This window comes from Streptomyces sp. NPDC053431 (assembly GCF_044544925.1).
GTDB lineage: Bacteria > Actinomycetota > Actinomycetes > Streptomycetales > Streptomycetaceae > Streptomyces.
Genome location: NZ_JBITXX010000002.1, coordinates 652,788 through 663,421 on the forward strand (window position 1 = coordinate 652,788; position 10,634 = coordinate 663,421).

The window sequence follows — 10,634 nt, forward strand, 5'->3', positions numbered from 1 at the left end:
CTGCTCGGTCGCCTCGATCAGGAACCAGGGGAGGCGGTCCTGGCGTGCCGGGATGGTCCCATACGGCCTGGACGGCAAGGTTTCTGCGGCAGCCCTCTTGAGAGTCAGCTGCCAGAGTTGTCGACGAACCCCACGATGTCGAAGTATTCGATTGCGGGCGGGGCGCCATAAACCTCCGTCACCTTGCCGACGAGCTCGTCCGTGAAGAAGGAGCGACCCTTCTCCTCGTCATCCCACACGTAGAAGTTCTTTGCCTGACCGCCGTCTTCGTCGAGCATGAAGCTCTTGAAGCGAAGGCCGGTCATGCCTTCGAACGGTCCTCGGAGTTCGCCGGCAATCTTTGCGATGGTCGAACGATCGAACTTGTCGTTCTGCGTGAACGTCACGAGCACGCCGATCATCGGGTCTCCTGTCGATTGGGGTGTCGATCAATTGCTGCTAGCGGCGGATCCTAATACACCCGGCCGAAAATACTGGGCGTCAGGCCGCGAGTCGGAAATGTGGCTCGCGGCCGGCTATACAGGTCAGGAGTGCGTCAAAATTGCGTGCGCGCCCAGCGGCCTCGCCCCGCTCGGCGTCCCGATCAACGCCGGGCGCTCTATCGTGGCCGGCTGGGCCCGGCCCCGACCGGACCGAACGCAACCCTCTGCGGAACGTTCAGTTGAGTCACCATGCCCTGCCGAAGCCGACAACCAGGCACGCACCGGGGGCACGCCTACTCCGAACAGGTCGGCAGAAGATGTCCCGCTGCCGGGGCGCGCCGCGGTGCCGGTAGGCCCTGGCGGCGATCAAGCTCCGGCGTACGCACGCCCAGGGCGGTGTCCGTGTGGCAGGCGCACGCTCATCCCAGGGCGGTCGACACGGCACCTCACAACGCTACGAGGCGGAGCGAAACTGCAGGTCAAGGGCCGGTATCGATCCCTGAGACACCATTGACTCGAACTGTCTACCAGGGAGTAACCTCCCGTCGCGCCGCCCCCCACCGAGCCGATCACCTAGAGGTACGCCTTGAAGAAGTACGTGCTCGCCGCCCTTGCCGGCACCCTGTTCGCCCTCACGTCCGCGGCACCGGGGCACGCCGCCGGAACATCCACCTTCGGACCGTCCAGCAACCCCATCCTGTTCGTCCACGGATACAGTTCGTCGGGCTCCTACTGGAACACCATGGCCGACGACTTCCGCGCCGACGGCTGGCCCTCGTCCCACCTGGACCAGTGGAGCTACGACTGGCGCCAGTCCAACGCCACCACCGCCCAGCAACTCTCCGCCGAGGTGGACCGCCTGCTCGCCGCCACCGGCGCGTCCAAGGTCGACATCGTCAGCCACTCGATGGGCGGGCTCTCCAGCCGCTACTACGCCAAGAACCTGGACAGCAGCAAGATCGACGCATGGGTCTCCCTGGCCGGTCCCAACCACGGCACCGACTGGGCCAACGGATGCGCCTACACCTCCTGCATCGAGATGCGCATCGGCTCCACCTTCCTCACGTCGCTCAACGCCGGCGACGAGACCCCGGGCAACCCGCGCTACGGCACCTGGTGGTCGCCCTGCGACACGATCATCAACCCCGACAGCAGCGTCTCCCTGAGCGGAGCGAAGAACACCCAGACCGCCTGCCTCAGCCACACCGCCATCGGTTCGGACCCGACCGTCTACGGGCAGGTGCGTGACTTCATCAACTCCTGACGCACCAGACGTCGGCGGGAGTGGGGTGGTGAAACCCGAACAGGGCACACAGCCCTCCACTCCTCGACTCGGCCGACCATGAGCCCCAACTGGCTCTGCTGGTCGGCGACAGCGTGTGACCACCCCTTCCGGTGCGGTCACACGCTGTACTCGCCTCGGCTGCTGAGAATCCTTTCCGCTCGATCCCCTGATCCGGTGGTGCTGGGGCCCGGTGGTGCCAGGGTCCCCCGGACCGGCGGCGAGGGCGGGCGCGTCCACCCACTCGGCGATAATCGCGACTCCACGTCCTGGCACGTCGAACTCTCCGGAGTCCTCGAGTCCCGGCGGCACCAGCACGTGGCACCGCACGCCATGGCCGTTCCCGAACCCAGCCAGGAGAGACAGCACATGCTCGATACGGCACCCCCGTCCGCCCGAAGGAGAACCGCAGCCGCGGCTCTTGTTCTCGGGCTGGTCACCGCCGGAATCTCGGCGATGCCCGCGATGCCCGCGACGGCCGACGAGGCCGTCCCCGTCGCGTTCGCCGAGGCCTTCGACAACGCCGGTATCGCGCCCCAGACTTCGCCCGGTCTCGCGGACCTCGACGGAACGGGCGACAGCCTCTCCGCCGAGGCGCTGAACGCCGCGGGCTGGTCCCGCGGAGCGCGCGTCACCGTCAGCGGCACGACCTACACCCTGCCCGACGTGGCCCCCGGGCAGATGGACAACATCGTCGCCGCCGGCCAGCGGGTGTCCGTCTCCGGTTCCGGCAACGCCCTCGGCTTCCTGGTCACCGCCACCGGCGGTGCGGCGAGCGGCTCCGGAACCGTGCACTACAGCGACGGCACCACCTCTGCGTACACCCTCGAGAACGTCGGCGACTGGGAAGCCGGCAACACGGTCGCCGCGGCCGTCGTCCTCGGCCGCTCCGCACGGGGCACGACGCCGGTGAAACTGTTCGCGGTCACCGTCCCTGTCAGCCCGGGCAAGACGGTCTCCTCCGTCACCCTGCCCTCCCTGCCCGCCGGCGGCCCCCGGCTGCACGTCTTCTCCGCCGCGGTGCGCGGCACTCCTGCCGCGCCCGGCGGTGCCACCTGGGTCGGAAGCTGGGCCACGTCCTTCAGCTACGGACGCACCACCTCCATGGGAACCGACTATCCGGACTGGACGAACCAGACCTTCCGCATGGTGGTCAACCCCCACACGAGTGGCTCCACTGTCCGGCTGCGCTTCGCCAACACCTTCTCGCCCGACCCCGTGCGGCTCGGTCACGTCACCCTCGCCGAACAGGCCGACCAGGCCACCGCCGCGCAGACGCCCGTCACCGTCACCTTCGCCGGCAGCGAGCAGACCACGCTCCCGGCAGGCGGAGAGGTCGTCAGCGACCCGATCTCCCTCCCCGTCACCGCGGGACGGAACCTGCTCGTCAGCTACCACCTGCCGGGGACCGTGAAGGTGGCTCCCCACCACGGGTACGCCCTGGCGACCTCCTACACCACCGCCCGTTTCGCCGGGGACCGTTCGGCCGACGTCCAGAACGACGCCTTCACCAAGCCCGTCTCCTTCTGGGGGCTGGTCAGCGGTGTCGACGTCGCGTCGACCGGCGGTGCCGGGACCGTTGTCGCCATCGGCGACTCCCAGACCGACGGCGGCCACAGCACCGCGAACACCAACCGTCGCTATCCCGACTTCTACGCGTCCTTCCTCGGCGGCGGCGCGTCCTCCCCAGGCGTCCTCAACGCCGGCATCAGCTCGAACCGGATAGCCAAGGACTACTCCAACGGTTCGGGTCCGAGCGCGGTCACCCGCCTCGACCGCGACGTCTTCGCCCAGCCCGACGTGCGCGAGGTCGTCCTCTACGAGGGCGTCAACGACATCGTCCACGACAACGCGTCGTCCACCACTGTCACGAACGCCATCCGATCGATCGCGGCCCAGGCCCGCGCCCGCGGGATCCGTGTCACGGTCGCCACCATCCCCGGCTTCTCCGGGTACACCGGAGGCACCGGCTCCTTCCGGCTCCACGAAGCCGTGCGGCAGACCGTGAACGCGTACATCCGCACCACGAGCGACATCGACGGCTACATCGACTTCGACGTGGCCACCAAGGACCTCGACGATCCGTACGCCCTCCGGCCCGCGGTCGCGAGCGCGGACAGGCTGCACTTCAACGACGCCGGTACGGAACTCCTCGGCCGTACCCTGGCCGAGCGCGCCCCTCGGGCGTCCCTGCCCATGGGAGAGACCACCGCCGCCGACTTCGACGGCGACTCGATCAGCGATCTGATGGCCCGGCACGACCCGACAGGCACGCTGAAGGTGTGGTTCGGCCGTGGCGACGGGACCTACGACAAGGCGAAGGACCTCACCCTCGGCTGGCAGAACTACTCCCAGACCACCGCCGCCGACTTCACCGGCGACGGCAAGGCCGACATCCTGGCCCGCTACGAGGGGCCCGCCGACGAGAGCGTCCCCCAGAACACGCTCCGCATGTGGGTCAACCGGGGGGACGGCACCTTCAACACTCCGCGCAACGTGACCGGCGGCTGGAACTTCACCCAGACCGCCACCGCCGACTTCGGCGGCGACGGGAAGGCCGACATCATCGCCCGCGACCCCGACGGCAACCTGAAGATGTGGGCCGGCCGGGGCGACGGCACCTTCAGCGCCTCCGTCCCGCTCACCGCGGGATGGAACTTCACGCAGACCACCACCGCGGACTTCAACGGTGACGGCGAAGCCGACATCCTCGCCCGCGACCCCGCGACGAACACCCTGAAGATGTGGACGCACAACGCGGCCGGCTACTTCAACAAGCCGGTCCAGGTCACCGGCGGATGGAGCTTCTCCCAGACGGTCGCCGCCCAGGACATGGACGGCGACGGCAAGGCGGACATCCTGGCACGGGACGACTCCACCGGCACGCTCAAGGCCTGGCCCGGACACGGCAACGGCACTTTCGAAGCCGCCCACGACGTGACCAAGGGCTGGTAGGACCCAGGAACCGCGTCCGACCTCAGCGGGCCTCGTCCACGAGATGCGGCCCGTTGTTGCGGACGCTGTTCACGGCGGACGAGACGGGGCGGGCGTCGAGCCGTCCGTCCGCCGGCTGGGTGAGCAGGGCGCGCAGGTCGTCCGTGTCCTCGTGGTGGGGGTCGAGCCATGTGTCGTAGTGGTCGGGGGCGAGCGCGAGCGGCATACGGGGGTGTACGCGGCCGGCGGCGTCGGTGGCCTCGGTGGTGATGATCGTGCAGGTGGTCAGCCAGGCGTGCGGATCGTCGTCGTCCTTGACGTCCGGGTCCCGCCAGTACTCGTACAGGCCCGCCAGCGCCATCACCTGGTCGTCGGTGGGGTGGATGAAATACGGCTGCTTACGGGTCTTCCCGGTCGCCCCGTCCTCGACCGGCTCCCACTCGTAGAAGCCGTCGGCCGGCAGCAGGCAGCGGCGCTTGGCGAGGGCCCGGCGGAAGGCGGGCTTCTCGTGCAGCGTCTCCACCCGGGCGTTGATCATCCGGGCCCCCACCTTGGGGTCCTTCGCCCACGAAGGAACCAGGCCCCACCGAAGTGTCCGAAGCTGTCTGCGCACCTCTTCGCCGGCACCCCGGGGACGGCGTTCCAGGACGGCGTAGACCTCGTCGGTCGGGGCGACGTTCCAGCTGGGTGCCAGCGTCTCGTCGGGATGCCATTCGGTGACGCCGAACAGCTGGGTCAGCTCTTGAGGACTGCGAGTGGAGGCATAGCGGCCGCACATACCCGCCACTCTGCCACGACCGCACAGCCCCGTGGCCGAACCGCGAGCGCGCCGCGGGCGAGGAGGTGCGCGGGCGATGCGGCGCCGCGGACCCGACCCGGTCACGTGTGGGGGAAGAACAGAGCCCGCCGCCAGGCCCGCGCGCGTGCCGAGCACGCCCTCGCCCGCAAGAAGGCCAGGAAGCGGGGCGGGAGCGGAGCCGCATTCTTCGAATTGGCTTCGTACGGTAGCTGTCGTCGACCGGCGGCCCTAGTCTGCCGCGTAGCAGCCTGTCAGGTAGTCGAGCCCGGGATCGGGTGGCCCACACCGCAGGATCGCGTCCACCGCCGGCCACAACTCGATGGGCACCTCGTAGCAACCGAACATCCAAGGATCGTCCGCATCGGGAGTGATCACCTTACGGAGTTGCACGATCTGTTCGCGGCTGATGGGAAACTCGGTGCGCAGGAACTCGTCGACCTTGCTGAATCCTTGAAGGACCCACACGGCCCCAAGATCTTCCGAAGACATCCACGCATCGTACCGACATCGCCCAAGCCCGCCCGCTCCACGCAAACGCCGCCGGCTTCAGGAAAAAGCCGCTGGCCGCACGCAAACAGCGACTGCTGCGTCTCACCACACAGGACACGGTCCAAGGGCTGCATGGCACTGCAGGGCGATCGCTGCTGTTCCGGTCGGCGTCACCCCTCCATGGTGCTGTTCCCGGTGTGGCCTGATCGAGCCGGTGTCATCGAGGACCTCGGCGTGTGCTCGGCGCACAGGCAGCTCACGCCCTTCTCGATCCACTCCCGTCCGGCCCACTGCGGATGCCGTTCGATCAGCAGCGCCCTGACCTCGGCCGTGATCTCGCTTTCGCTCATCGCCGAGTCCCGCCGCCGCCAGGTCTCCCCTCGTAGCTCGCGCAGGTAGTCACGGACGTCGACGAGGACCTGCGGGCCACCGACGGCGCCGTGCCCGGGGACGACCACCTTGTGTCCGGCGGCGGCCAGCTGCTCCATGACGGCCAGCCAGCGGACCCCGGAGACGTCGGTGTCGTGGGGCGGGAACCAGGGGAAGATCGCGAAGTGCGCGGTCTCGGCCAGATCGCCGGTGAACACCGCGCCTGCATCCGGTACCTCGATCACCTGGTCGCCCTTGGTGTGCCCTCGGCCGGTGGGCCGCAGCCGCACGGTGCGGCCCCCGAGATCCAGTTCGTGGACGCCGTCGTAGACGACGTCAGGGGTGGGCACGCGGACGTCGCCGTCGAGCCGGTCGGCGACCGGGGCGCCGAAGCCGCGGAACATCTCCAGATAGCCCTGCCCCTTCGCCTCCAGGTCGTGGGCCTGGGCGCGGTTGACCAGGTACGTGGCCTGCTCGGCGAAGACGTGCGCGCCGAAGGCGTGCTCGGGGTGGTAGTGCGTCGTGGTCAGGTACAGGCGGCGGCCCCGGGCCACCTCGGACGCCAGAGCGAGGACCTGCTCGGCGTTGGCGGTGCCCATGCCGGTGTCGACGACCAGGACGGCCTGCGTGCCGCCGACGACGCCGATGTTGGGGACCAGCGGGATCCCGCGGTCCGGGACGACCAGCAGCCCGGGGGCGATCTCCTGGGCGCCGGCGATGTGGACGGCGGGGTCGGGAAGCGGTGCGTCGTTCATGCTCCGATTGGACCGTCCCGACGCCCGGGCCGTCCAAGACTGTTTGGGTACCCCCCGATTCCCCACGGGTATCGTCGCAGCATGGAGCTACGCACACTGCGCTACTTCGTCGCGGTCGCCGAGGAACTCCACTTCGGCCGGGCCGCCGCCCGGCTGCACATCAGCCAGCCCCCGCTGAGCCGGGCGATCAAACAACTGGAGACCGGCCTCGGCGCCACCCTGCTCAACCGCGCCGCCACCGGCGTCACCCTCACCCCAGCCGGAACGGTCCTGCTGGACGAAGCCCGCAGCCTGCTCGACCAGGCCGACCGGGCGCGCGCCCGCGTGGCCGCGGCGGCCGACCGCCCCGCAGCCCTCACCATCGGCCTCCTCGGCGACGGCTCCGACCTCGGCGCCCTCCGTCTGGCCGACGCCTACCGCGAGCAACACCCGGGCATCGAAGTCCGGGTCCGCGAGGCCGACCTGACCGACCCGACCTGCGGCCTGCGCGCCGGGCTGGTCGACATCGCCCTCACTCGCGCACCCTTCGACGAGACCGGTCTGCGCGTGCACGAGCTGCGCACCGATCCGGTCGGCGCGGTCCTGCGCACCGACGACCCCCTTGCCGGGCGCGCGCACCTGAAGCTGGCCCACCTGGCCGGCCGGCGCTGGTTCCAGTTCCCCGAGGGCACCGACCCGCTCTGGTGGGCGTACTGGAACGGCGACCAGCCCCGCGAGGGCCCGGTGGTACGGGCCGTCCAGGAATGCCGGCAGGCCGTGCTGTGGAACGGCACGGTCGGCATGACCCCCCTCGGACACGACATGCCCGAAGGGCTGACCGCCGTACCGCTGACCGACATGGCGCCGAGCCGCGTGGTGGCGGTGTGGAACGCGGACGACACCAACCCGCTGATCCCTTCCTTCGACCGGATCGCTGCAGCCGCCTACCTCGGCTGAGCTCCCGCGTCCGGGCATGGACGCCGCCCCCTCCGCCCTCCGCGTGCTCCGCCACCAGCCATCGACGGCCGCCGTCGGGAGTACCGGATCGGCGCGCTTCCCATTCCGCTGCACCCTCGGGTTCGCGCCGGCGAGGCGCCGTCAGCCAGGTTGGCGACGCCGGTCAGGACCGACGGCGGCGGTCATCGCTCCTCGGGTGCGCGTGCGCGTGCGGGTGCGGGCGAGGGGGCGGTAGGGCCGAGGGGTTGGTCCGGGGGTGGGGCTTGCTCGAGGGCGAGCATGATGTGGGCCATGCGGCGCTCGGAGTTGTGCGGGATCGGCTCCCCGTTGGCGTCGGTGAGGACGGCGGCGCCGAGGAGCGCCTCGATGAAGGACTCGTCCTCCGGAGCACTGGCCCGCTCGGGGTAGGACGTGGTCCGCTGGAGTTTCTGGACGTGGTGCAGCAGGGCGAACCACTCATGCGTCTCGCCTGGGTTCGGCGGGTCGAGCCGTGGCAGGTCCACGCCCAGGCGCCGGTTGTCGGCGCCCTCGGCGATGGCGGTGGTGAGGGCGCCCTCGCGGTGGGCGGCGATGGCCCGCGCGGCCCAGGAACGGGAGGTGCTCTCGCGCAGGAGAGTGAGTCGTTGGTCGCGCATGTCGGCGTGCCGGTCGTGGGTGAGGGCGTCGTCCAAGTGGGCGCGCATCTCGTGGTCGAGGGGGCCATCGGCCCAGTTCAGGCTCCACTCGGCGCCGCGGATGTGGTCGACGGTCACGGTGACCTCGGTGACCTCCGTCAGGTGCTGCCCGAGCAGGGACGCCTGGCTCGTTCGGCTCATGGTCAAGCCCCCTTCTCCGCCGCCTTCGGGTGACTGGTCGTCATACCTGTTCCGCTGCATTGGATTTAGGAGAACCTAGCCGAACATGATCACCCTCGTTCGCCATTCACGGACGCGGGCCCCTGAGCACGAGAACGGGAGACCGTGCTTCGCGGCCTGCTGAAGGCCTTCCGCCCAAGGGCGTCGGGCTCGAACACGGCGCTGGAACCGTGAGGTGACGGCAGCGGCCGGAAGGATCCGCGTCGGGACCTCGGTACGCGGTGCAACGGCGCGTCCTGCGCTCCCTGGCCCATCACCGCGCTGGAACGCTGGCTGGCCATACCGGGCCCTGACCACGCCACTCCCTGCTTGTCCGCGGCGCTGTCAGGTGTCGATCGGTGTGAGAGCCGGATAGATGTCATTCCAGCGGTAGCGACGGCAACGGAGGTGGAAATAGACGTAGCCCGCCACGTATCGCTCGAGGTGCGCCCGCTGGTCGTCGGCGGCGAGAGCGAGGAGGCGGTCGCGGGCGCTGAGACCGCTTTCCAGGGTGCGGCGGACAACGGCCTGGTACGCGATGCCCTCGCGGACGCAAGTGCGGTAGAGCCTGCTGCTGACGAAATCCGCCCCGTCGACGGCCTCCTTGTAGGACGACAGCACATCGTTGATGTCGTTCAGGAATGTCACGCCGGAGCTCAGCGAGCACGACCAGAACGCCCGGTTGGTGCGGGCGTCCAGGCAGCGGTCGGTGAACTGGAGCGAGACGAACCAGAACTGGGAGAAGCCGTTGTAGGCCCGCACGAAGTCACTGTCCACGCCGTCGGACGCCTCGGGCGTGAACTCTGCCTCCATCAGCACGCCGATGAGTGCGTTGTGCAGGAAGGCCCGGTAGACCGCCAGGAACGTCGGATCGCAGAACGGCGCGATCCCCGCGAACATGTGCCGCAGGTAGCGGGTGGTCGACCGGGCCGGGGCCCGCTCGGGCAGCAGGGCCTCCTGCAGGACTGCCTCGGCCTCGGCCGGATCGCGGCTGCAGAGGTCGTCGAGGTAGGTGCCGAACACCCAGACCCGGTCGAGCGCGAAGGCGAGGTCCGCGTCGGCGACCGGCACCATCAGGCTGCGCATCACGGTGATGGCGCGGATCGTCGCAGCAGGGACTGCGATCCCGAAGGCCTCGAACTCGGCGGCCAGCAGATCCGCCCCGGCACGGGTCGCGGCCCGGTCGACGGCCGGCTCGTACGCGACGGCGAACGCGACCAGCCCGTCGAGGAGGCCGGAATCCAGCAGGCCGGCCATCATGGCGCGGTGTCGCGGGTCGGGGACCGCGGCCAACCCGTGCCGTGCCGTACAGCGCAGTGTGTCGATGCCTGGCGGCCGAGGATGCCGGATCGATCGGTGCTCGATCAGGGTCACGCGGTGTCCTTCCCTAGGGGCGGCCCGTCGTTAGCGGCGCTCCATCCGCCGCCTCATCCACCCCCACTGGCCCGGATGCTTGCACGGCCGAGCGGCCTTCCGCGCGCGAAGTCGGCCACCCGCAGCCCGACCAGGGGAATGCCGGGGGGAGTGGTTGACGCGACCCCCGCCTGAGCGCCCCCCTCTGACCAGCCCCCCTCTGACCAGCCCCCGTCTGACCGGTCCCCGCCTGACCGGACGCCGACGCGCGGCCGGACGCCGGCTCACCGCCCGCCCCCGCTACGGTCCCGCTCGGACCACGGTCCCGCTCGGACCACGGTCCCGCGCGGACCACGGTCCCGCGTGGACCACGGTCCCGCGTGGACCACGGTCCCGCGTGGACCACGGTCCCGCGTGGACCACGGTCCCGCGTGGACCACGGTCCCGCGTGGACCACGGTCC

General features: G+C 70.0%; 9 protein-coding genes. 3 read left to right on the forward strand and 6 right to left on the reverse strand.

Features of this window, described 5'->3' with window-relative positions:
* Positions 1-104: 104 nt before the first annotated feature.
* A complete protein-coding gene (locus tag ACIGXE_RS09020; protein ID WP_399745011.1) occupies positions 105-401 on the reverse strand; it encodes a hypothetical protein in 297 nt (98 codons plus the stop codon).
* A 607-nt stretch (positions 402-1,008) separates the two neighbouring features.
* Here ACIGXE_RS09020 and ACIGXE_RS09025 point away from each other — a divergent pair.
* Both ACIGXE_RS09025 and ACIGXE_RS09030 read left to right on the forward strand, forming a co-directional pair.
* Complete coding sequence (locus ACIGXE_RS09025) at positions 1,009-1,686, forward strand: esterase/lipase family protein (protein WP_399745013.1); 678 nt, start codon at positions 1,009-1,011, stop codon at positions 1,684-1,686.
* Between the two features lie 474 nt (positions 1,687-2,160).
* Positions 2,161-4,659: an FG-GAP-like repeat-containing protein gene (locus ACIGXE_RS09030; protein ID WP_399745015.1), complete on the forward strand. Its 2,499-nt coding sequence runs from the start codon at positions 2,161-2,163 to the stop codon at positions 4,657-4,659.
* A 22-nt stretch (positions 4,660-4,681) separates the two neighbouring features.
* On the opposite strand, the gene ACIGXE_RS09035 is transcribed toward ACIGXE_RS09030, so the two are convergent.
* The 3 genes from ACIGXE_RS09035 to ACIGXE_RS09045 all read right to left on the reverse strand — a co-directional run bounded on the left by ACIGXE_RS09035 (position 4,682) and on the right by ACIGXE_RS09045 (position 7,050).
* A complete protein-coding gene (locus ACIGXE_RS09035) occupies positions 4,682-5,416 on the reverse strand; it encodes an SOS response-associated peptidase (RefSeq protein WP_399745017.1) in 735 nt (244 codons plus the stop codon).
* A 249-nt stretch (positions 5,417-5,665) separates the two neighbouring features.
* Positions 5,666-5,926, reverse strand: coding sequence for a hypothetical protein (locus tag ACIGXE_RS09040; protein ID WP_399745019.1), 261 nt, complete (start codon positions 5,924-5,926; stop codon positions 5,666-5,668).
* Positions 5,927-6,096: 170 nt separating this feature from the next.
* Positions 6,097-7,050, reverse strand: a complete 954-nt coding sequence (locus tag ACIGXE_RS09045) for an MBL fold metallo-hydrolase (protein WP_399745021.1) — start codon at positions 7,048-7,050, stop codon at positions 6,097-6,099.
* Between the two features lie 81 nt (positions 7,051-7,131).
* On the opposite strand from ACIGXE_RS09045, the gene ACIGXE_RS09050 reads away from it, so the two are divergent.
* Positions 7,132-7,986, forward strand: a complete 855-nt coding sequence (locus ACIGXE_RS09050) for a LysR substrate-binding domain-containing protein (protein ID WP_399745023.1) — start codon at positions 7,132-7,134, stop codon at positions 7,984-7,986.
* A 182-nt stretch (positions 7,987-8,168) separates the two neighbouring features.
* Here ACIGXE_RS09050 and ACIGXE_RS09055 read toward each other — a convergent pair whose 3' ends face one another.
* A complete protein-coding gene (locus tag ACIGXE_RS09055; protein ID WP_399745025.1) occupies positions 8,169-8,801 on the reverse strand; it encodes a hypothetical protein in 633 nt (210 codons plus the stop codon).
* A 363-nt stretch (positions 8,802-9,164) separates the two neighbouring features.
* On the reverse strand, positions 9,165-10,193 hold the full coding sequence (locus tag ACIGXE_RS09060) for a hypothetical protein (protein WP_399745026.1): 1,029 nt from the start codon (positions 10,191-10,193) through the stop codon (positions 9,165-9,167).
* Positions 10,194-10,634: the final 441 nt, after the last annotated feature.

Coding starts and splice junctions, on each gene's coding strand:
- ACIGXE_RS09045 (WP_399745021.1), bottom strand. CDS start 7,050: ATGAACGACGCACCGCTTCCCGACCCCGCCGTCCACATCGCCGGCGCC.
- ACIGXE_RS09050 (WP_399745023.1), top strand. CDS start 7,132: ATGGAGCTACGCACACTGCGCTACTTCGTCGCGGTCGCCGAGGAACTC.
- ACIGXE_RS09030 (WP_399745015.1), top strand. CDS start 2,161: ATGCCCGCGATGCCCGCGACGGCCGACGAGGCCGTCCCCGTCGCGTTC.
- ACIGXE_RS09040 (WP_399745019.1), bottom strand. CDS start 5,926: ATGTCTTCGGAAGATCTTGGGGCCGTGTGGGTCCTTCAAGGATTCAGC.
- ACIGXE_RS09035 (WP_399745017.1), bottom strand. CDS start 5,416: ATGTGCGGCCGCTATGCCTCCACTCGCAGTCCTCAAGAGCTGACCCAG.
- ACIGXE_RS09055 (WP_399745025.1), bottom strand. CDS start 8,801: ATGAGCCGAACGAGCCAGGCGTCCCTGCTCGGGCAGCACCTGACGGAG.
- ACIGXE_RS09020 (WP_399745011.1), bottom strand. CDS start 401: ATGATCGGCGTGCTCGTGACGTTCACGCAGAACGACAAGTTCGATCGT.